Annotated in this window: 18 protein-coding genes and 2 pseudogenes; 9 read left to right on the top strand and 11 right to left on the bottom strand. The window is 62.8% G+C overall.

Annotation, left to right across the window (positions count from 1 at the left end; translation table 11 throughout):
* The first annotated feature begins 10 nt into the window (after window positions 1-10).
* Window positions 11-2,290 (top strand): phosphoenolpyruvate--protein phosphotransferase, encoded by a 2,280-nt coding sequence (gene ptsP, locus DBR00_RS04185; RefSeq protein WP_108487892.1) that lies wholly within the window; start codon window positions 11-13, stop codon window positions 2,288-2,290.
* 13 nt (window positions 2,291-2,303) lie between these two features.
* Window positions 2,304-3,173: a hypothetical protein gene (locus DBR00_RS04190; RefSeq protein WP_108538018.1), complete on the top strand. Its 870-nt coding sequence runs from the start codon at window positions 2,304-2,306 to the stop codon at window positions 3,171-3,173.
* A gap of 6 nt (window positions 3,174-3,179) precedes the next feature.
* Here DBR00_RS04190 and DBR00_RS04195 read toward each other — a convergent pair whose 3' ends face one another.
* Together DBR00_RS04195 and DBR00_RS04200 are read right to left on the bottom strand one after the other, a co-directional pair.
* Window positions 3,180-3,926 carry an NRDE family protein gene (locus tag DBR00_RS04195; protein WP_108488709.1) on the bottom strand — a complete coding sequence of 249 codons (747 nt, stop codon included), beginning with the start codon at window positions 3,924-3,926 and terminating at the stop codon, window positions 3,180-3,182.
* Window positions 3,927-3,929: 3 nt separating this feature from the next.
* A complete protein-coding gene (locus tag DBR00_RS04200) occupies window positions 3,930-4,298 on the bottom strand; it encodes a hypothetical protein (RefSeq protein WP_108488708.1) in 369 nt (122 codons plus the stop codon).
* Between the two features lie 121 nt (window positions 4,299-4,419).
* On the opposite strand from DBR00_RS04200, the gene DBR00_RS04205 reads away from it, so the two are divergent.
* From DBR00_RS04205 to DBR00_RS04215, 3 genes are read left to right on the top strand one after another with little or no spacing between them, the layout of a single operon-like run.
* Window positions 4,420-5,202: a sulfite exporter TauE/SafE family protein gene (locus tag DBR00_RS04205; protein WP_108488712.1), complete on the top strand. Its 783-nt coding sequence runs from the start codon at window positions 4,420-4,422 to the stop codon at window positions 5,200-5,202.
* A gap of 9 nt (window positions 5,203-5,211) precedes the next feature.
* Window positions 5,212-6,015, top strand: coding sequence for a prolipoprotein diacylglyceryl transferase (lgt, locus tag DBR00_RS04210; protein ID WP_108488707.1), 804 nt, complete (start codon window positions 5,212-5,214; stop codon window positions 6,013-6,015).
* Entirely contained in the window at window positions 6,012-6,806 is a 795-nt protein-coding gene (locus DBR00_RS04215) for a thymidylate synthase (RefSeq protein WP_108488706.1), read from the top strand. The genes lgt and DBR00_RS04215 overlap by 4 nt, the downstream gene beginning before the upstream one ends.
* Before the next feature lie 89 nt (window positions 6,807-6,895).
* Here DBR00_RS04215 and DBR00_RS04220 read toward each other — a convergent pair whose 3' ends face one another.
* Window positions 6,896-8,263 carry a DUF3482 domain-containing protein gene (locus DBR00_RS04220; RefSeq protein ID WP_108488705.1) on the bottom strand — a complete coding sequence of 456 codons (1,368 nt, stop codon included), beginning with the start codon at window positions 8,261-8,263 and terminating at the stop codon, window positions 6,896-6,898.
* The gene (locus tag DBR00_RS04225) at window positions 8,256-9,650 is read right to left on the bottom strand and encodes a DUF2868 domain-containing protein (protein ID WP_256582915.1); all 1,395 of its coding nucleotides are present in this window, start codon (window positions 9,648-9,650) and stop codon (window positions 8,256-8,258) included. Before DBR00_RS04225 ends, DBR00_RS04220 begins: the two co-directional genes overlap by 8 nt.
* Window positions 9,651-9,914: 264 nt before the next feature.
* Here DBR00_RS04225 and DBR00_RS04230 point away from each other — a divergent pair, with 264 nt between their 5' ends.
* From DBR00_RS04230 to DBR00_RS04245, 4 genes are all read left to right on the top strand, one after another.
* The gene (locus DBR00_RS04230) at window positions 9,915-10,118 is read left to right on the top strand and encodes a hypothetical protein (protein ID WP_108488703.1); all 204 of its coding nucleotides are present in this window, start codon (window positions 9,915-9,917) and stop codon (window positions 10,116-10,118) included.
* Window positions 10,115-10,264 carry a diguanylate cyclase domain-containing protein gene (locus DBR00_RS04235; protein ID WP_108488702.1) on the top strand — a complete coding sequence of 50 codons (150 nt, stop codon included), beginning with the start codon at window positions 10,115-10,117 and terminating at the stop codon, window positions 10,262-10,264. Before DBR00_RS04230 ends, DBR00_RS04235 begins: the two co-directional genes overlap by 4 nt.
* Window positions 10,265-10,313: 49 nt before the next feature.
* Complete coding sequence (locus tag DBR00_RS04240; protein ID WP_177479903.1) at window positions 10,314-10,826, top strand: dihydrofolate reductase; 513 nt, start codon at window positions 10,314-10,316, stop codon at window positions 10,824-10,826.
* Window positions 10,827-10,993: 167 nt separating this feature from the next.
* Window positions 10,994-11,641, top strand: coding sequence for a YitT family protein (locus DBR00_RS04245; RefSeq protein WP_108488700.1), 648 nt, complete (start codon window positions 10,994-10,996; stop codon window positions 11,639-11,641).
* A gap of 66 nt (window positions 11,642-11,707) precedes the next feature.
* Here the strand turns inward: DBR00_RS04245 and DBR00_RS04250 are convergent.
* The 7 genes and pseudogenes from DBR00_RS04250 to DBR00_RS04280 all read right to left on the bottom strand — a co-directional run.
* Window positions 11,708-11,919, bottom strand: a pseudogene (locus DBR00_RS04250) (dihydroxy-acid dehydratase); the annotation flags it as partial.
* A gap of 45 nt (window positions 11,920-11,964) precedes the next feature.
* Window positions 11,965-12,024 (bottom strand): annotated as a pseudogene (locus DBR00_RS21390) (hypothetical protein); the annotation flags it as partial.
* Between the two features lie 50 nt (window positions 12,025-12,074).
* Window positions 12,075-15,188: an ATP-binding protein gene (locus DBR00_RS04255; RefSeq protein ID WP_108488699.1), complete on the bottom strand. Its 3,114-nt coding sequence runs from the start codon at window positions 15,186-15,188 to the stop codon at window positions 12,075-12,077.
* Window position 15,189: 1 nt separating this feature from the next.
* Window positions 15,190-16,125: an ABC transporter substrate-binding protein gene (locus DBR00_RS04260; protein ID WP_108488698.1), complete on the bottom strand. Its 936-nt coding sequence runs from the start codon at window positions 16,123-16,125 to the stop codon at window positions 15,190-15,192.
* A gap of 100 nt (window positions 16,126-16,225) precedes the next feature.
* Window positions 16,226-18,073: a dihydroxy-acid dehydratase gene (gene ilvD, locus DBR00_RS04265; RefSeq protein ID WP_108488697.1), complete on the bottom strand. Its 1,848-nt coding sequence runs from the start codon at window positions 18,071-18,073 to the stop codon at window positions 16,226-16,228.
* A 281-nt stretch (window positions 18,074-18,354) separates the two neighbouring features.
* Entirely contained in the window at window positions 18,355-19,209 is an 855-nt protein-coding gene (locus DBR00_RS04275; RefSeq protein ID WP_108488695.1) for an ABC transporter permease, read from the bottom strand.
* 10 nt (window positions 19,210-19,219) lie between these two features.
* Complete coding sequence (locus DBR00_RS04280; RefSeq protein ID WP_108488694.1) at window positions 19,220-20,452, bottom strand: ABC transporter permease; 1,233 nt, start codon at window positions 20,450-20,452, stop codon at window positions 19,220-19,222.
* Window positions 20,453-20,465: the final 13 nt, after the last annotated feature.

Here is a 20,465-nt window from a genome sequence, read left to right on the forward strand (position 1 = left end):
TGAGCCAAGTATGCTCAATACGCTGCGCAAGATTGTCCAGGAAGTAAACGCCGCCAAGGACCTCAAGGCGGCGCTGGGCATTATCGTGCAGCGGGTGCGCGATGCTATGGGCAGCCAGGTCTGCTCGGTCTACCTGCTTGACCCTGAAACCAACCGCTTTGTGCTGATGGCCACCGAGGGCTTGAACAAGAAAGCCATCGGCAAGGTCAGTATGGCGCCCAACGAGGGTCTGGTCGGTTTGGTCGGCACCCGCGAAGAACCGCTGAACCTCGAGCACGCCTCTGAACATCCGCGCTATCGCTACTTCGCCGAAACCGGTGAAGAGCGTTATGCCTCCTTCCTCGGTTCACCGATCATCCACCACCGTCGGGTAATGGGCGTGCTGGTTGTGCAGCAGAAGGAGCGTCGCCAGTTCGATGAAGGTGAAGAAGCCTTCCTGGTGACCATGAGCGCGCAACTCGCCGGGGTTATTGCCCATGCCGAGGCCACAGGGTCGATTCGCGGTCTGGGTCGTCAGGGCAAGGGCATTCAGGAGGCCAAGTTCGTCGGGGTGCCGGGCTCTCCAGGTGCCGCCGTGGGCACTGCTGTGGTCGTGCTGCCGCCAGCTGATCTGGAAGTGGTGCCGGACAAGACGGTGGATGACATCGCCGCCGAACTGGAGTTATTCAACTCCGCGCTGGAAGGCGTGCGTGCCGATATGCGCGCGCTTTCGGCGAAGATGGCTACGCAATTGCGCCCCGAAGAGCGCGCCTTGTTTGACGTTTACCTGATGATGCTGGAAGACGCGGCCCTGGGTAACGAGGTGGTCAAGGTCATCCGCACTGGGCAGTGGGCGCAGGGCGCGTTGCGTCATGTGGTCAGCGAGCACGTCAATCGCTTCGAGTTGATGGACGACGCCTACCTGCGCGAACGCGCCAGCGATGTCAAAGACCTCGGCCGCCGCCTGCTCGCCTACCTGCAGCAGGCGCGCCAGCAGACCCTGGTATACCCGGATAACTGCATTCTGGTCAGTGAAGAGCTGTCGCCGGCGATGCTCGGCGAAGTACCGGAAGGCAAGTTGGTTGGCCTGGTGTCCGTGCAGGGCTCCGGCAACTCCCATGTGGCGATATTTGCCCGGGCCATGGGTATTCCCACGGTGATGGGCGCGGTCGACCTGCCGTATTCGAAGATTGATGGCATTCAGCTGATCGTCGACGGTTATCACGGTGAAGTGTTCACCAACCCCAGCGAAGTGCTGCGCAAGCAGTACGCCGATGTGGTCGAGGAAGAGCGTCAGCTGGCCCAGGGCCTTGATGCGCTGCGCGCCTTGCCGTGCGAAACCCTCGACGGCCACCGTATGCCGTTGTGGGTCAACACCGGCCTGCTTGCCGATGTAAAACGCGCTCAGGAGCGCGGTGCCGAAGGGGTGGGCCTGTACCGCACCGAAGTGCCGTTCATGATCAAGGAGCGCTTTCCCAGCGAGAAGGAGCAGCTGGCGATTTATCGCGAGCAACTGGCCGCCTTCCACCCGCTGCCGGTAACCATGCGTAGCTTGGATATCGGTGGTGACAAGGCGCTGAGCTATTTCCCGATCAAGGAAGACAACCCCTTCCTCGGCTGGCGCGGTATCCGCGTGACCCTCGACCACCCGGAAATCTTCCTGGTGCAGACCCGCGCCATGCTCAAGGCCAGCGAGGGGCTGAACAACCTGCGTATCCTGCTGCCGATGATTTCCGGGATTCAGGAGCTGGAAGAAGCGCTGCACCTGATTCACCGCGCCTGGGGCGAGGTGCGCGACGAAGGCACTGACGTGCCGCTGCCACCGGTTGGGGTGATGATCGAGATTCCTGCGGCGGTCTATCAGGTGCGCGAACTGGCGCGCCAGGTCGACTTTCTCTCCGTCGGCTCGAATGACCTGACCCAATACCTGTTGGCGGTGGACCGTAACAACCCGCGCGTCGCCGATCTCTACGACTTCCTCCACCCGGCGGTGCTGCAGGCGCTGCGCATCGTGGTGGCTGGCGCGCATGCGGAAGGCAAGCCGGTGAGCATCTGCGGTGAGATGGCCGGTGATCCGGCGTGCGCTGTGTTGCTGATGGCCATGGGCTTCGACGGGCTGTCGATGAACGCCACCAACCTGCCCAAGGTCAAATGGCTGCTACGGCAGATCAGCCTGGGCAAGGCGCAGGAATTGCTGAGCCAGGTCATGAGCATCGACAACCCGCAGGTGATCCACAGCACCCTGCAACTGGCCCTGCGCAACCTCGGCCTGGGCCGCATGATCAATCCGGCGTCGGATATCCAGGCGTGAGCGCTCGCGGCTCGTGCTGAGTCCTACAGATAACCTCCTGGCGTTGCGCCAACTGGCTACCCTGCGTCTGTCGGCAGCCAGTGCGCTGGTGTGTCAGGGGCAGAGCTTGTGGGTACTGGCTGACGATGCGCTGGTGCTGCAGCGCTATAACCTGAGTGGCGACTGGCAGGCCGAACAGACCCTGCTCCCCGGCGAATTACCCACCGATGCCAAGCAGCGCAAACGCCTTAAACCGGATTTCGAGGCGTTGCTGTTATTACCTGAAGGCGGCCTGCTGGCCTTGGGGTCGGGTTCGACCAAGCGGCGTTGTCGCGGTTGTCTGGTTAAGGCTGACAGTGTGCGGGTTATCGATCTTAACCCCTTGTACCAGGCGCTCGCTGAGCACTTTCAGGACCTGAATATCGAAGGCGGGGTGGCCTATCGCGGGCAGTTGCTGTTGGCGCAGCGCGGCAATGGCCGCGGCCGGGAAAATGCTCTGGTAGTGCTCGATTTGCCGCAGGTGCAGCGCGATCTGCAGCACGGACAACTGAGTGCCGCCGCTCTGCAGCGGACGGTGCCGCTGCAGTTGCCGGAGCTGGACGGCGTGCCACTGAGCCTGACTGACCTCAGCGTGGCGCCCTCTGGTGCGCTGTATTTCACGGCGACGGGGGAGGCTACCGACTCCAGCTACCTGGACGGTGCCTGTGTCGGCAGCGTGCTTGGGCGGCTGGATGCGCAGCTGACGGTCGTTGAGCTAAGCCGCCTGACGCCTGTGGTGAAGATCGAAGGGTTGGCTTTTCAGGCCGATGGTCGGCCGCTGCTGGTTGCTGATGCCGACGATCCGACGATTGCCTCGCCGCTGTTTACCCTTGATGGATTCAGCGAGCCTGCCCGCAGCCACTGAGCGGCCTCAGCAGTGCAAAATCACCTCACCTAAACAGCTGCCATAGCTGCCGAACGTGCGCTCGGCCAGCACGCGGCTGCCGTCGGCATTGACGATCAACGCAGTACTGGCGCGGGTACCGTAGGTGGCGCTGGCAATAAATATGCTGGACAGCAAGCGTTCGCCGGTCAGGCCGATACCGGTTTGCGGCAGCTCAGCGTCTGCTGCGCGCGTGGGGTCGGCCAACAGCTTGAACAGCATCTGTGGATGCGGCTCATGCAGCCCTTTGTGCAGCGCCTGCTTGGCCCGCTGCAGCTTGGGCCAGGGCGTGTCCAGGTCGGCATTCGACAGGCCGTGCACGCCTTCAGCCAATGGCCTGGCGCGTCCGTTGAGGGAGTTGAAGTGCCAGAGTTGCTGGCTGTCACCGAGCAGCAGGTTGAAGCCGCTGTAGTGACGGCGCTGCTCGTGCAGGTCATGCAGAAAGTCTTTGATGCTGTGGCTGCCGGCGAGAAAGGCCACCGGCAACTCGCCCCGTGAGCGGCTGCCTTGAGCCTGGCTGGGGTCGCGAATATTGGTCAGGGCGGCAAAGCGCCCATTGGCGCCGATGCCTAGCCAGGTGCCGCCGGCTTGCAGGTCGCGACCGGCAATCACCCCCGGCATATCGGGCCATTCGGCCATTGCCTGGCTGGGACGCTCATAGAACTCATCACGGTTGGCTGCCAGTAGCAGCGGCTGGGCATGGCCCGGTCGCCAGGCCAGGACGATCAGGCACATGAGTTAGCTCCTTAACTTTGCCAGCACGCCAGCGTTGTCCAGCTCGATGCCCAGGTGGAGGCGCACTTTTCGCGCGCCGCAGCCGAGGCCGAGCTCCAGCAAAATGCGCTCCTCGACCTGCGACAGGCCGCCTTCCAGGCGCTCCAGCGGTTGAATCAGCAGTTGCGGCGGCCGGTTCAGGCGCAAAAAGCGTTTGGGCAGGATTTCATCGACGCCGCGCTGCAACAGTTGCTGCGCGGCCGCGAAATCTGCCACCAGCAGGCGCTGGTTGCTGAAGGCAGGAGCGGCCGGCAAATGCAGCTCGCGGCCGCTTTGCAGGTGGCTCAGGTGCATCTGGTTGCAGCTCAGTTTGAGGTACAGGGTCGGGCGCACGGTGGTCTATTCCAGGGGCGGTCACGGCACTTTACGCAAAGCCCGGGCTTACATCCATCGCCCAAAGTAGAGTCTGGGGCGTTGCATCCGTTACCATGCCGGATTGTGTGCGGGGGTGCTGATGGAACTGCTGCTGTATTTGATCTTGGGCGCTGCGGCCGGAACCCTGGCTGGGCTGTTTGGCGTTGGTGGCGGCATCATCATCGTCCCGGTATTGGTGCTGAGCTTTGCTGCGCAGGGCTTCGATCCCCTGGTGCTGACCCATCTGGCAGTGGGCACTTCATTGGCCACCATCATTTTTACCTCGATCAACTCGGTTCTCGAGCACCACCGCAAAGGTGCGGTGCTGTGGCCGGTATTCGCCTGGATGACCCTGGGTATCCTGCTCGGTGCGGCCATTGGCGCGGTCACTGCAGCGGCCATTCAGGGGCCGATGCTGCAGAAGATCATCGGCGTGTTTGCCATCATCATTGCCGTGCAGATGGCCCTGGAATTGAAACCCAAAGCCAGTCGCACGGTCCCAGGCAAGCCAGGGTTGGCGGTGGCAGGTGTGGTGATCGGCTGGGCCTCGGCGATTTTCGGGATTGGTGGCGGTTCTCTGACCGTGCCGTTCCTGACCTGGCGCAGCGTGGCTATGCAGCAGGCGGTAGCCACATCCTCGGCCTGTGGTTTACCGATTGCTGTGGCCAGTGCCTTGAGTTTTATCTGGTTGGGCTGGGATAAACCCGTGCTGCCGGAGTGGAGCCTGGGTTTTGTCTACCTGCCGGCGCTGGTCGGTATCGCCATTCCCAGCATGTATTTTGCCCGTGTCGGCGCACGCCTGGCGCACAAGCTGTCACCGCGCCTGCTCAAGCGTCTGTTTGCCCTGCTGCTGTTTAGCGTGGGCCTGAGTTTTCTGATTTGAGGAACTGAAATGCTGCCTTATCCGCAGATCGACCCGGTTGCACTGGCTCTTGGCCCGCTGAAAATCCATTGGTATGGCCTGATGTACCTGATCGGCATCGGTGGTGCCTGGTGGTTGGCCTCGCGCCGGGTCAACGCCTTTGCGCCGACCTGGAACAAGGAGAAGCTCTCTGACCTGGTGTTCTGGGTCGCCATGGGGGTGATCCTCGGTGGCCGCCTGGGTTATGTGCTGTTTTACGACCTGGCGGCCTATATCGCCGAACCGGTGCGCATGCTGCGCATCTGGGAAGGCGGCATGTCGTTCCACGGCGGATTGATCGGCGTAATGCTGGCCACCTGGTGGTTCGGCAAGCGCAACAACAAAAGCTTCTTCGAACTGATGGACTTCATCGCGCCGCTGGTGCCAATTGGCCTGGGTGCCGGGCGCATTGGCAACTTCATCAACGCCGAACTGTGGGGCAAGGCCACCGATCTGCCTTGGGCGATGATCTTCCCCACCGACCCGCAGCAACTGGCGCGCCACCCCTCGCAGCTTTATCAGTTCGCCCTGGAAGGCGTGGCGTTGTTCACCATCCTCTGGTTCTACTCGCGTAAACCGCGCCCGACCATGGCCGTATCCGGCATGTTTGCTCTGTGTTACGGGATCTTCCGCTTTATCGTCGAGTTCGTCCGCGTGCCGGATGCTCAGCTTGGCTACCTGGCCGGCGGCTGGCTGACCATGGGCCAGATCCTCTGCCTGCCGATGATCTTCGGTGGCCTCGGTCTGATTGCCTACGCCTATAAACGTCAGGCGGCGCAGGAGGCCGTGCAATGAAACAGTACCTCGACCTGATGCGCCTGGTGCGCGAGACCGGCACCTTCAAGAGTGACCGCACCGGCACCGGCACCTACAGCATTTTTGCCCATCAGATGCGCTTTAACCTGGCCGATGGCTTCCCGCTGGTGACCACCAAGAAGTGCCACCTGAAATCGATCATCCACGAGCTGCTGTGGTTCCTCCAGGGCGATACCAACATCAAATACCTGAAGGACAACGGTGTGCGCATCTGGGATGAGTGGGCCGACGAAAACGGCGACCTCGGCCCGGTGTACGGCTACCAGTGGCGCAGCTGGCCCGCGCCGAACGGCGAGTCGATCGACCAGATCAGCAAACTGATCGAGATGATCAGGAAGAACCCCGACTCGCGCCGCTTGATCGTCTCCGCCTGGAACCCGGCGCTGGTGGAGCAGATGGCCCTGCCGCCGTGCCATGCGCTGTTCCAGTTCTACGTGGCCGACGGCAAGCTGAGCTGCCAGCTGTATCAGCGCTCGGCGGATATCTTCCTCGGCGTGCCGTTCAATATCGCCAGCTACGCCTTGCTGACGTTGATGGTGGCGCAGGTCTGTGACCTGCAACCGGGCGACTTTATCTGGACCGGCGGCGACTGCCACCTGTACGCCAACCACATCGAACAGACCGACCTGCAGCTGAGCCGCGAGCCGCTACCGCTGCCGACCATGAAGCTCAACCCCGAGGTCAAAGACCTGCTGTCCTTCAAATTCGAAGATTTCGAGCTGCTTGGCTATCAGGCGCATCCGCATATCCCGGCGCCTGTCGCGGTCTGATCTTCCTCGATATTGTTCGCGGCTAAAGCCCCTCCCACAGATCGTTAAATGTCTTGTGGCAGAGGCTTTAGCCGCGACGCCTTGAGCGGTTAGAGCAACTCAGCCGCCAACGCCTGCACCAGCACCTGGCGTTCACCATCCTCCAGCGTTGCGCCGGGGTTGAGCGATGACCATTCGGGATGAGCACGGGCTTTGCACAAAGTGTCTGGCAGCTTGCCCTCGCGCCAGCTGGCGTCCTGCGGCGTACTCAGGTTGATGGCCTCGACGGCGGCGTGGCCACGGGCTTCCAGCGCGTGCAGTAGCAACTGCTGGCGCAGTGCGAGCAGGCGTAGCACGGCGTCGTCCACGGTCAGCTCGCGCTGACCCTTGAGTTTGCCTTTCAGCCGCGCGCCGTAGTTACGCAGGGTCTGCGCGCTGCCGCCGAGCACCGCACCGATAAGCGCTGCCGCGCCGAGGGTAATGCCGCCGACCAGCAGATCGACGCCGATGCCGGTGGCCGCACCCGCCGCCATACCGCCACCGATATTGATGCCGAGCTGCTTGAGGGTTTCCGGGTTGAACAGGTCGTCACCCCAGCGCCCGTCGAGCAGTGGCAGTTCGCCGGCCTCGGCGTCGTTCCGGCGAAAGGCGTACAGGCGCAGCAGGGCGTCCACACAGCGTTGTTCGCGCTGGCGAATGGTTTGATGCAGGTCGCGGATTGCACCCTGTTCCAGCACCGCTTGCGCGGCCACGCTACGGCGGCAGGCGGCGCAGTCCAGCAGCAGTTCGGCGATCAGCCGCGCAGCGCTGCTTTTGCGTAATTGGCGCTGCGCCAGGTGGTCGTCGATCAGTTGTTGCAGTTGTGGCCGGGCTTTTTCCTGCAGCAGCGCCAGGCTGTCGTACAGGCGGCGTTCGCCATCCAGCGGTGGCGCCACGCTGTCGAAGCACACCAGGGCATGCAGGCCGAGGCGGGCGAGGGCATCGCGCCAGTCCTGCTCGCGATGCTGGCTGCTGCTGACGAAGTTCAGCACCGGCAGCAAGGGCTTGCCGCACATGGCTAGCACGGCCAGTTCGTCGCGGTATTTGGCCAGCACCGGCTCACGCGCATCGATCACATACAGGCCGGCATCCGAGGCCAGCAGCTGGCGCAGCACCTTGGCTTCCTGCTCGAAACGCTGGCGCGCTTCGCTGCTATCGAGAAAACGCGCCAGCCGCGCCGGGCCGTCCAAACGCTCGCCGGGGCGATCCAGGCGTTCCAGATAATCGAGCAAGGCGATGGCGTCTTCCAGGCCGGGCGTGTCGTACAGCTCCAGCAGGGCCACGCCGTCCACTGACAGGCGTGCGCCTTCGACGTGGCGAGTGGTACTGGGACGATGGGACACCTCACCGAAGCCGACGTCGCGGGTCAGGGTGCGCAGCAGCGAGGTCTTACCGACATTGGTGTGACCGACCACGGCCAGCTTGAGGGCTTTAGTCATGGCCATGCTCCAGCCAGTTGAGCGGCGCACTGTCGCTGTAGCTCAGCTGCAATTGCTCCAGCGCGCGGTGCCAGTCGCCCAAACGGGCGCTGTCGAGGGCTTCGCCGGGCGGCGGTGGCAGTAACCAGATGCGCGTGGCGGCTGCGCTGCGTGCCAGTTCACCGAGCAGTGCCAGGCTGCCACGATCCGGCGAACGGCGCGGGTCGCAGGCAATCAGCAGGCGGGCCGGTGGAAAGCGGTTGAGTTGGTCGAGCAGCTGCTTGCGTTGTTCGCGGCTGTCGATCACCCCGGCATCGCCGATTCCCTTGGGTAAAACGGGTGGCCAGCTGCGCAGCGGGTCCAGTTCGACGGCCACCAGCAGCGCACCCTGGCTGCCTTCGGTGTGGTTGCCTGCCTGGGGTTGATGCAGCTGTGCAGGCGCGGCATCGCACACGCCGAGGCGTTCGCTGCTCGGTTGCAGGCGTTCGCGCAGCAGGCTGTAGCCAGGCAGGCTGAGGTCCAGGACCAAGCGCCTCTGCCCGGCCTGCCAACGCCACAGGCAGAACAGAGCCAGCAGCAAACGTGGAAGGATGCCGAACACCAGCAGCACGCCAAGCAGCCAGCCGGCCCAGGCATGGCGCGCGGCTTCGATCGGGAGAGCCGCATCACCACTGGCGCGGATGATGTCGGCACTGGGTACGGTAAACCCCAGGAGTGCCGGGATGGCACCCAGCGCGTGGGTCAGGCTGACAAAGGTGTCGCTGCCCAACAGCGTCGTTTCCCAGACAAATCCGTAGCGCCGGGTGGCCAGCAAGGCCAGGGTGAGCAGCAGGGCGCTGAGCAGAGCGACCAGCCACAGTCCATGCACCAGCAGTCCCAGCAGCCAGCGGCTGAGTCCCTGGCGCTGCAACAGCAGCAGGAGTGCCGGGGCCAGTTGGGCGGCACGAGCATCGCGGGCCAGCTTTTCACTCAGCCACAGCCACAACCGGCCCAGCACGCCGGGCTGTTTACCGGTCAGCAGCAGGTTCAGCAGCCAGGCACAGAGCAGCAGCAGATGAAGACCCAGCAAGCTGCCCACAGCCCAGAACACGTTGATCGGGCGCTGGCCATCGCCCAGTGCACTCAGCGCCAAGCCCGCTCCGCTGAGCACGGCCAGCAGTACCAGCAGGCCGAGGGCCATGCGCGCCCCTTGCAGCCAGTGCTGTTGGGCCTGCAGCTGGCCATCACGGTTGGCCAGCCACAGGGCGCGTGCTTCAATGCGTTCAGGCAGGCCGCTGGCCGCACGTTGGGCCTGGCGGTTGGCTTCGCCGTCTTCCAGTGGGCCGGCATGTTCTTCACGCAGGCGCAGGGCTTCGCACAGCCACAGGCGCTGCAGGCGGTTGCGCGTCGGGTTTTCGAGTGGACTCACACGGGCTTCCAGAAACGAAGGGAAAACACAGCATAACTCCAGCGACCTATGCGTGGGCGTGTCCTGCATCTCTGCGCCCAGCTAGTTTGATCGACAGGTGTGTAACGCTGATTCGGCCCAATTGGAGAGTCTGTCTTCTTGACGTTACCGAGCCTGAGGTGGGTCAATCAGGACTCACCCTGCTTGCGTCAATACTTTCAGGGCACGCGTGGCCTTCGCTTTGCCAGCGAACTGGAGGCGGTCTTCAAGCGTTATTAGATCACTGTGCACCTGTGGCGGATTGCGCGGGTGATTGGCGAGCGGGCCAAACGGCCACTGGGTTGTCTGGCGCGCTATGGCGGTGAGGTGTTTGTCGGCCTCTGGTATGGGGTGGGTGAGGCTCAGATGTTGGCGATTCAGCAGGATATCCGTCAGACCATTGAGGCCCTCGGCTTGCCCCATGATTTTCCGCGACTGCCCGTGTCGTGACGCTGAGTATCGGTGTGGTCTATCTCCAGCCACGGCCGCCGCAAACCTTGGCTGAGGCCTTGCGTCTGGCGGATGCGGCGCTCTACCTGGCCAAGGCACAGGGGCGCAACCGCGTACTCAGCCAGATTCTGGATACACAGGTTTGAAGCCGTACAAGGCTTCAATCATTAGCTCAGAGCCGGTATTCTCGCGCCTATGAACATTTCCCTGCCTCTCTGCATGATCGCTGCCCTGGCGGAAAACCGCGTGATCGGCCGCGATAACCAACTGCCCTGGCATCTGCCGGCGGACCTCAAGCATTTCAAGGCGCTGACCTTGGGCAAGCCGATCATCATGGGTCGCAAGACCTGGGATTCCCTCGGCCGGCCCTTGCCGGGCCGACTCAATCTGGTGGTCAGCCGCCAGCCCGGTTTACAGTTGGAGGGCGCGGAAGTCTTCGCCAGCCTCGATGCCGCGCTCGAACGTGCCGAAGCCTGGGCGCGCGAAGAAGATGCCGAAGAGCTGATGCTGATCGGCGGTGCGCAGTTGTACGAATTGGGCCTGGCTCAAGCCAAGCGCCTGTACCTGACCCGCGTCGGCATCAGCCCCCAGGGCGATGCCTACTTTCCTGAACTGGCGAAGGATGACTGGCACCTGTCTTCTGCCATCGAACACACGGAAGGGCTGGAAACGCCCGGCTATGTGTTTGAGGTGTGGGATCGCAAATAGCCCGTTCGGGCTGAGTTTTTCCGCGCTGCATTGATCTCCGCCAGGGTGGGCGGAGGTAGGGTGTGCCACGCTGCGCATCGTTGTTGTGTAGCGTTAACCCGCGCCAGGTGATCCCTTGCTGGTCGCTACGCTGTCTATTGCCGTTTGCTCTCTACAGGTTGTTCCCCATGCATGACGCTGATGCCGATCACGCCGAGCCGGATCGTATTGCCGCGATCTTTATTCGTCATCCACTCTGGGAGGACGGCCTGGCGCTGTTGCTGGGCACCGCCATGGTGGCGCTGGGGATTACTTTTTACAGTCAGGCCGGGCTGCTGACTGGCGGTACGGTCGGGTTGGCCTTCCTGCTCAAGTACCTGCTTGGCTGGCCCTTTGGTGTGGTGTTCTTTCTGATCAACCTACCGTTCTACGCCCTGGCCATCTGGCGCATGGGCTGGCCGTTCACCCTGCGTACCTTCTGTGCGGTGGGGATGGTCTCGCTGCTGGCTGAGTTGACGCCGCAGTGGATTGGTTTTACTCACCTGAACGTGGTGTATGCCGCGCTATTCGGTGGTTTTGCCATGGGTCTGGGCTTGCTGATGCTGTTCCGCCACCGCGCCAGCCTGGGTGGGGTGAACATCCTGGCGCTGTACCTGCAGGAGCGTTTTGGCCTGCGCGCCGGCAAGGTGCAGATGGCTATCGATATCCTGATTGTGTTGGGCGCCGTGCTGATTGTGCCGTTGGACAAGGTGGCGCTGTCGATCCTCGGCGCGCTGGCGCTGAATATGGTGCTGGCGATCAACCACCGCGCCGGGCGCTACATGGGGGTCAGTTAACAACAAAAAAGCCCGACACTGAGCCGGGCTTTTGCGTGCTGTGCGCTGTTTTACGGCACCCGTTTTTAGCAGTGCCTTGTCACGTGCCGCACCCTTGTCGGCGCTGGTGACGAGCAGGGCGTAGGCCTTGAGTGCCGTGGTGACTTTGCGCGACGCACTTCCACCGGCATCCAGCCTATCTTGTCCGCAGCCAGCTCTTCATCGCTGATCAGCAGGTTGATTGAGCGCTCGTGGATGTTGATCAGGATCTTGTCGCCTTCGCGCACCCGGCCCAGGGCTTCCATCAGGCAGTTCATCGAGTTGGCAGTGAACATGCCGGAGCAGCTGCCGCAGGTCGGGCAGGCGCAGCGCGCATAGTCGGCGACTTTCTCGTTGGAGGCCATGCTGCCGGTGATCTGGCTTTGCAGGCTGTGGCCCGGCGCATGCCTATCAGCTATGGCAATGGCGCTGACAGTGACTCAGATGCTGGCTCTGCAGGCGTCGCAGTAATGTTCCGGCAGGCTTCTAGAGCAGCGTGGACGGTACGTTTGATGTCGTCATGCAGGTCTTGAGCGGCCATGCGCAACGCGCTAATGGATTCCACGCCAGCGCCGGCCTTGATGCGCAGTTCCAAGGCCGCCGCGTGCTGGCTGAGGGCATCCATACCGAGTGTTCCTGAGCTGCCCTTGAGGCTGTGCACCATGCGTTGGGCGGTGCTCCAGTCGTCGTGGTCGAGGGCCTGGAGCAGCTCGTCGGCAAAGCTCAGAGCATGGCGCTGAAACTCTTCCAGCAAATACAGCATGGTGGAATGCCCCAGTTGTTCGGCCAGCAGCAGGCCCCGTTGGTCAGCGTGGTCGATGATGCTCCGGTCCGGCTCCTCGGCGGCCGGTTGCGCGCTGGCTGGCGAGAGGCTGGCGGGCAGGTGGCGCTGTAGGCACTCGATCAGGGTACCTCGCACGATCGGTTTGCTGAGGAAATCATCCATGCCCGCGGCCTGGCAGCGCTGACGAATTTCTTCATAGGCATTGGCCGTCAGTGCAATGATTGGTGTACGGCGCTTGCCCTGTTGCTGCTCCCAGGCGCGGATAGCCTGAGTGGCGGCAAAGCCGTCAAGCACCGGCATGAGGCAATCCATCAGGATCAGGTCGTAATCGTGCTGCTGTGTGGCTTCAACGCCGAGTTGGCCATTGTCGGCAAAACTCAAGCGCAGGCCGAAGGGCATGAGCATGGCTTTGAGCACGGTTTGGTTGACGGCGGTGTCCTCGACCACCAGCACGTGGCCGTGTAACTGGTTTTGCTGGCGTGCGGTGCTGGCTGTTTGTGGGCTGCTGTGCGGCGCGCCGCGGAGGGCCAATTGCACCGCTGCACGCAACTGCTCCTGAGCCAGTGGCCGATTCAGGCGGGTGGGATCGTTGCTTTGCGCGGTGTTTGCGGCCTGATCACACAGCCACAGGCGTCGTGGGTTGGCGGTTGCTGGCAATGGCTCGCTGAAACTGTCGCAGACCAGCAGTAAGTCATGTGCCGGCAACGCTTGCGTGAGGTCGTAGCGTTGCTCTACGCGGTAGCCCAAGGGGGCCAGTGCGGCCTGGACGATGGCCAGGTTGAGAGGCTGGGGATCGAGCAGCAGCAGCTGTTTATCGCTTTGCAGCACGGCTGCCGTGTGGGTGGTAGGTGCCGAGTTGCGCAGTGTGAGATTAAAGCTGAAGCAACTGCCTTGCTCAGGTTGGCTGCTGACGCTGATGTCGCCCTGCATCAGAAACAGCAACTTGCGGCTGATCGACAGGCCGAGGCCGCTGCCGCCAAACGAGCGGGTGGTGGATGAGTCTGCCTGGGTAAAGGGCCTGAACAGCTTGGCTTGCTGCTCGGGCGTCATGCCGATGCCCGTGTCGCGGATATGCAGGCAGTAGTGGGTTTGCCCATTAGGGCGCGGACTTGCGCTGAGGTGTAGGTGAACGTGCCCCTGGGGGGTGAATTTGATCGCGTTGTTGACCAGGTTGAGGATGATCTGCCGCAGGCGCAAAGGGTCACCGAGAATCTGCAATGGCACGTCGGGATCGATCAACAGGAGCAGTTGCAGGGACTTTTTCTGCGCCTGGGGCTGCAGCAGCTTGAGCGCGTCGAGCAGGATGGCCTCCCAGTCGCAGGGCACCTGTTCGAGCTGCAGCATGCCCGCCTCGATTTTGGACAGGTCGAGAATGTCGTTGAGTAAACCCAGTAGCAGGTCGGCAGAGAGCTGCAGGGTGTGCACCAGCTCTTGCTGCTGGCTGGTCAGGGCGGTGTCGGCCAGTACTTGAGCCATGCCGATCAGGCCGTTCATGGGGGTGCGGATCTCGTGGCTCATGGTGGCGAGAAATTCGCTCTTGGCACGGTTGGCGTCTTCGGCTTCGCTGCGGGCGATCTCCAGCCCCCATTCGTACTGCTTGCGCGCTGAAATATCGCGCAGCATGCCGACAAAGGCCTTCTGTCCGTCAATCTGCAAGGGCGATACGGACAGCTCCAGGGCAAACTCCTCGCCATTCTGGCGTAGGCCGAACAGGTCGCGGGTTTTGTTGATGATGCGCGGTGCATGCAGGTCGGAGTGGCGGAGGTAGCCATCATGGGCTTGGCGAAAGCGCTGTGGCAGGAGCATGTCGATCTTGTGGCCGAGTAGTTCGCCTGCCTGGTAGCCAAATAACTGCTCTGCGGCTGGGTTGACGCTGCGGATGATGCCGTCAGCGGTCAGGGTGATAATTCCTTCTGTGCTGTTGCTGATGATTGCGCGCGACAGCTCCTCACTCTTGCGTAGCTGTTCGGCGGCCTCAGCGGCCTGCTGGTGGTGATTGAGTTCGTGCCGTAATTGGCGGCGCAGGGTGCTGGCGAGCAGGCCAAATTCGCCGGATTGGATCTGCCCCAGGTTGTTCAGCACGCTTTGTGAGTCGCTGGCGGAGATGCCTTTTAGCAGGGCGTTCAGCGGTTGCAGTACCAAATGCCGCAGGAGCAGGGCCAGGGCGCCGAGCATCAGGGCGGTGGCGAGCATCAGCCAGGCGGTTTGCTGAATGATTTCACGGTTCAACTGACGGTTCAGGCTGGTGATGTCCAGGCCCAGATAGATGGCCCCTTGGGTGCGCACCTGGCCATTCAGCTGGCTGTTGGTCAGGAGTATTGGGCTGGAGTAGTCGTAGTGGGTACCAATCGCGAAGTGACGTATCGGAGTGCGCGTGCTCAGCACGTGGGTGAGTATTTCGCGGCTCTCCTCTTGTGCCGGCAGTTGATCGAGGCGCATGCCTTGCTGGGCCCCCTTGGTGCTGGCAATGATTTGCGCCGGCTGGCCGGCGACCACCAGGAGTTCGTGCACGCCGTTTTCGGCGCCCAAGGCCATCACCACACGGCGCAGGTCGCTGATGTGGCTGACGGTCTCGGCGGTCATCTGCACGCTGGCAATAAAGGTCTGGGCGCGCTCTTCCAGGCGATTTTGCAGTTGCACCTGGCTGCTTTGCCAGGACAGCAGCAAGATAACCAGCCCGGAGAGCAGCCAGAGCAGGCCCAGGGGCAGCATGATGCGGCCGTTGAGTGACAGGCGTTGCCACATGTCAGGGGGCTACCAGGGCGTTGAGGTCGGTGGGTTGCGTCAGCTCCTGGCTGTGCAGCAGTACCCGCTGGATATGTTGCAGCGAGCGCAGCAGGCGCTGTTCGGCACCGAAGTAGGCTATCTGGTCGGCGGCGCTTAGCAGCTTCAGGTCGTTTTCCACGGCGGCGCGGAAGTCTTCCGGGCTGATCCCTTCGCGTGCGGCCATGATTGCGTAGGCCTGTTCGGGATGTTGGCGGGTGTAGTGGTGGGCGGCCTCCAGGGCGCGCAGCATGGCCTGCACGTCGGCCTTGCGCGTGGCCAGTACGCTGGCATCGACGGCAACGATGTCGAGGATTTCTCCGGGAATTTCCCGGGTGCTGAAAATCTTCTGAAACTGCGGCTGCTTGAGTATCTCCAGGGTAAAGGGCGGGTAGGTCACTACGGCGTCGACGCGGCCTTGCTGCAGGGCTTCGAGCATCTGCCCTTGCGGCACGCTGGTCAGGGTTACCTGGGCGAGGTCGAGGCCCTGCTGCTCGAGCGCGCGGGCCAGGATCACGGTATTGAGGGTGCCGGGTTCGACAGCCACGCGCAGGCCAACCAGTTGCCGGACGTTGTCGATGCCGGGTCTTGCAATCAGCATGTCGCCGCCGTTGGAGTAGTCCGTCACATGCACCACCTGTGGGTGGCGCTGGCTCTGTTCGCGGGCCACCAAAACCTCTACCAGCGTGCCGCCAAAGCCATCGGCCTGGCCGCGTTCGTAGGCGCGCCGGGCATCGTTGAGGGAGTCGAACTGGAGAATCTTGACGCCGACCCCTTCGGCCTCGAACAGCTGCTGTTGTTCGGCCAGGTAGAGAAACTCGTTGCCGGGCCAGGGGGTGATGGCGATGCGCAGCGGCGGCTTGGGCTCCGAGCAGGCGGCGAGCAGAAGCAGGGCGGCGAGCAGCAGGTATCTGGCCATGGCTGTTCTCGGTAGGCGGGCTCTCTCACTATAGACGGTGTTCTTTCAGGCAAAAAAAAAGCCCAGCACGGAGCTGGGCCTGGATGTTGCGGTGGTGTGATCAGTCAACCAAACGATCCAGTAACGCCTTGTCGCGCACGGCGCCCTTGTCGGCGCTGGTGGCGAGCAGGGCGTAGGCCTTCAGTGCGGTGGTGACCTTGCGTGGACGCTTCTCTACCGGCTTCCAGCCTTTGGCGTCTTGCTCGGTGCGGCGCGTGGCCAGGTCCTCGTCGCTGATCAGCAGGTTGATTGAGCGGTTCGGAATGTCGATCAGCACTTTGTCGCCATCCTGCACCAGGCCGATGGCGCCGCCAGCAGCGGCTTCCGGCGAGGCGTGGCCGATGGACAGGCCCGAGGTGCCGCCGGAGAAACGCCCGTCGGTGAGCAGGGCGCAGGCTTTGCCCAGGCCTTTGGACTTCAGGTACGAGGTTGGGTAGAGCATTTCCTGCATACCCGGGCCGCCTTTCGGGCCTTCGTAACGGATGATGACGATGTCACCAGCCTGCACCTCGTCGGCGAGGATGCCGCGCACGGCGCTGTCCTGGCTCTCGAAGATTTTCGCGGTGCCTTCGAAGACGTGGATCGACTCATCCACACCGGCGGTTTTAACCACGCAGCCATCGACGGCGATATTGCCGTAGAGCACGGCCAGGCCGCCTTCTTGCGAGTACGCGTGCTCGACGCTGCGGATGCAGCCGTTCTCGCGGTCGTCATCCACGGTGTCCCAGCGGGTGCTCTGGCTGAACGCGGTCTGCGTTGGGATGCCGGCCGGGCCCGCGCGGAAGAACGTGTGCACGGCTTCATCGTCGGTCTGGGTGATGTCCCATTGGGCGATGGCTTCGGCCATGGTTTTGCTGTGTACGGTCGGCAGGTCGGTGTGCAGCAGGCCGCCGCGGGCCAGGGAGCCGAGGATGCTGAAGATGCCACCGGCGCGGTGCACGTCTTCCATGTGGTACTTCTGGATGTTTGGCGCGACTTTGCAGAGTTGCGGCACTTTGCGTGACAGGCGGTCGATGTCGCGCAGGTCGAAATCGACTTCGCCTTCCTGGGCGGCGGCCAGCAGGTGCAGGATGGTGTTGGTTGAACCACCCATGGCGATGTCCAGGGTCATGGCGTTCTCGAACGCCTTGAAGTTGGCGATGTTGCGCGGCAGCACCGAGGCGTCGCCCTCACCGTAGTAGCGTTTGCACAGCTCGACGGCGGTGCGGCCGGCTTGCAGGAACAGCTGCTTGCGGTCGCTGTGGGTGGCCAGTGTTGAGCCGTTGCCCGGCAGGGCCAGGCCTAGGGCTTCCATCAGGCAGTTCATCGAGTTGGCGGTGAACATGCCGGAGCAGCTGCCGCAGGTCGGGCAGGCGCTGCGCTCGTACTCGGCTACTTTCTCATCGCTGGCGCTTTCGTCAGCGGCAATCACCATGGCATCAACCAGATCCAGGCCGTGGCTGGCCAGCTTGGTCTTACCGGCTTCCATTGGGCCGCCGGAGACGAAGATCACCGGGATATTCAGGCGCAGCGATGCCAGCAGCATGCCGGGGGTGATCTTGTCGCAGTTACTGATGCAGACGATGGCGTCGGCGCAGTGGGCGTTGACCATGTACTCCACGGAGTCGGCGATGATCTCGCGGCTCGGCAGCGAATAGAGCATGCCGTCATGGCCCATGGCGATGCCGTCATCGACCGCGATGGTGTTGAATTCCTTGGCCACGCCGCCGTGCTTTTCAATCTCGCGGGCAACCAGCTGGCCCATGTCCTTCAGGTGCACATGGCCGGGCACGAACTGGGTGAAGGAGTTGGCGATGGCGATGATTGGCTTCTTGAAGTCTTCGTCCTTCATCCCGGTGGCACGCCACAAGGCACGAGCGCCGGCCATATTGCGGCCGTGGGTGGAGGTCTTCGAGCGGTAATCAGGCATGGTGATAAATCCTGCAAAGGCTATTCAGGTCACGCGTGCACAGGCGAGGGTGCTGTGCGGGCAACGGGCTGTTGGTGCGTATGTTGAGCCGGCTTCAGGCCCAAGGCAAACGCAAGTGCGCATTTACCGGGCCGGGGCGCTGCCTGGCGCGGGGTCGGCGCTGGCGTGGCTGGGCTACAAGGTCCGCCTGGATAGGGCAGGAGAGCGCTGATTCTAATCCCTTGGCGCGCTCGCAAGGAAGGCCGGTGCGCTCAGCGGCGAGCGCGGTTCGGCCGGGTGCGTTAGCTGATCGGCTCAATCCCGCGCATGCGTTCGGCGCGGCGGCGCAGCAGTTCGATGGTCACCAGCAGAGCGATGGACACCAGGATCAGCAGGGTGGCGATGGCCAGGATGCTCGGGTTGATCTGCTCGCGCAGGCCCGAAAACATCTGCCGCGGGATGGTGCGTTGCTGTGGGCCGGCCATAAACAGGATCACCACCACCTCGTCGAACGAGGTGATAAAGGCGAACAGCGCGCCGGAAATCACCCCCGGGCGGATCAGCGGCATGATGATGTCGAAGAACACCCGCAGTGGCGTGGCGCCCAGGTTCAGCGCGGCGCGGGCCAGGCTGTAGTCGAAGCCGGTGAGGGTGGCTGTGACGGTGATGATCACGAACGGTGTGCCCAGAGCCGCGTGGGCAATGATCACCCCGAGGTAGTTGCCGGCCAGGCCCAGGTCCGAATAGAAGAAGAACATCCCGGCGGCGGTGATGATCAGCGGCACGATCATCGGTGACAGCAGCAGGGCGGTGATCAAGCGGCGTGCCGGCATGTCATCGCGGGCCAGACCGACTGCTGCGCAGGTGCCGAGCACTGTAGCGATCAGGGTGGCGAAGATGCCGATCAGAAAGCTGTTTTTGATCGCCAGCAGCCATTTTTCGTCGCTGAAGATGGCGCTGTACCAGCGCAGCGAGTAGGCCTCGGGCTGCAGTGTGAGCATGCCTTCGGTAAAGCTGAAGAACGGCTCGGCGTTGAATGACAACGGGATGATCACCAGGATTGGCAGGATCAGAAACAGCAGTACGAGCCAGGAACTGGTCTTCAGCAGCCAGGCGCCGAGGTGATGCCAGAAGCCGTAGTAGGCGGGAATCTTCATCGTCTGTTCCTTAGCCCAGTTTGATATTGCTGGCGCCGACAAAACGGTCGTACAGCCAGTACAGCAGCAGGATCAGGCCGAGCAGCAGGGAGCCCAGTGCGGCGGCCAGTTCCCAGTTGTTCGAGCGCTGCATATGGAAGGCGATGATGTTGCTGATCATCTGCCCATCGGTGCCGCCGACCAGCGCCGGGGTGATGTAGTAGCCGACCGAGATGATAAACACCAGCAGCGCCCCGGCACTCAACCCCGGTAGGGTCATTGGGAAGTAGATGCGGGCAAAGGCTGGAATCGGCCGCGCGCCCAGTGACAGTGCCGCGCGCAAGTAGCTGGGGTCGATGCCGCGCATCACGCTGTACAACGGCAAAATCATAAACGGCAGCAGGATATGGGTCATCGCCACCACCGTGGCGAACGAGGTGTAGAGCATCTCGATGGGTTGGCCGATGACGCCGATGCCGAGCAGGAAGGAGTTGATCACCCCGTTGGTCTGCAGCAGGGCGATCCAGGCCGTGGTTCGCACCAGCAATGAGGTCCAGAACGGCAGCAGTACCAATACCAGCAGCAGGTTAGCGCGGTTTTCCGGCAGGCCGGCCAGGTAGTAGGCCAGTGGGTAGCCAAGCAGGGCGCAGAAAAGGGTGATGACCAGGGCCATGCTTAGGGTTTTGTTGTACAGCTGCAGGTAGATCTGCGTGTCTTCGCGCACCTGAATGCCCTGCTCGGGGTGCAGCTCCAGGTCGAGCGCGGTCAGGTAGTAGTCATAGGTATAGGGTTTGCCCGCGCGCTGGATGGCGTACCAGATTTCCGGTTTGCTCCAGTTGCGGTGCGACTTGAGCAGGATGTCGGCACCCTGCTGCTGCAGTTGTTCGCCTTGCAGGCGGCTGAGTTTGCGCGCGCTGGATTTGACCACACTGGACATGCCGGCCGAGGCGCGGTTGAACTCTTCGGCCAATTTGCCGGACTGGCGCTCTTTGGCCAGGCTGTGCAGCTCCTGGGCGAACACGCTCAGGGTTTTTTCATCAGGAAGCGCTTTGCCGTCCCAGCGTTGCAGCTCGCTCAGGGTCAGCGGAATCAGGGCGGCCACCGTCGGGTGGTGGACACTGCGCCAGAGCATGCTGGCAATTGGCGCGACGAAGGTCAGCAGGATAAACACCAGCAGTGGCACGACAAACAGAAAGGCGGTGAGGCGTTTCTTGTTGCGGGCGCTGGAGGCTTGACTGGCTTCGGTAGACGTGAGGGAGGACAAGGCGTTACTCCGA

This window comes from Pseudomonas sp. HMWF032 (assembly GCF_003060885.1).
Lineage (GTDB): Bacteria > Pseudomonadota > Gammaproteobacteria > Pseudomonadales > Pseudomonadaceae > Aquipseudomonas.

Excerpts from the sequence above, each read along its gene's own strand:
- DBR00_RS04245 (WP_108488700.1), top strand. The coding sequence starts at position 10,994 with ATGCATGACGCTGATGCCGATCACGCCGAGCCGGATCGTATTGCCGCG.
- DBR00_RS04205 (WP_108488712.1), top strand. The coding sequence starts at position 4,420 with ATGGAACTGCTGCTGTATTTGATCTTGGGCGCTGCGGCCGGAACCCTG.
- DBR00_RS04260 (WP_108488698.1), bottom strand. The coding sequence starts at position 16,125 with ATGGCCAGATACCTGCTGCTCGCCGCCCTGCTTCTGCTCGCCGCCTGC.
- DBR00_RS04220 (WP_108488705.1), bottom strand. The coding sequence starts at position 8,263 with ATGACTAAAGCCCTCAAGCTGGCCGTGGTCGGTCACACCAATGTCGGT.
- DBR00_RS04240 (WP_177479903.1), top strand. The coding sequence starts at position 10,314 with ATGAACATTTCCCTGCCTCTCTGCATGATCGCTGCCCTGGCGGAAAAC.
- ilvD (WP_108488697.1), bottom strand. The coding sequence starts at position 18,073 with ATGCCTGATTACCGCTCGAAGACCTCCACCCACGGCCGCAATATGGCC.
- DBR00_RS04215 (WP_108488706.1), top strand. The coding sequence starts at position 6,012 with ATGAAACAGTACCTCGACCTGATGCGCCTGGTGCGCGAGACCGGCACC.
- lgt (WP_108488707.1), top strand. The coding sequence starts at position 5,212 with ATGCTGCCTTATCCGCAGATCGACCCGGTTGCACTGGCTCTTGGCCCG.
- DBR00_RS04275 (WP_108488695.1), bottom strand. The coding sequence starts at position 19,209 with ATGAAGATTCCCGCCTACTACGGCTTCTGGCATCACCTCGGCGCCTGG.
- DBR00_RS04195 (WP_108488709.1), bottom strand. The coding sequence starts at position 3,926 with ATGTGCCTGATCGTCCTGGCCTGGCGACCGGGCCATGCCCAGCCGCTG.
- DBR00_RS04255 (WP_108488699.1), bottom strand. The coding sequence starts at position 15,188 with ATGTGGCAACGCCTGTCACTCAACGGCCGCATCATGCTGCCCCTGGGC.
- ptsP (WP_108487892.1), top strand. The coding sequence starts at position 11 with ATGCTCAATACGCTGCGCAAGATTGTCCAGGAAGTAAACGCCGCCAAG.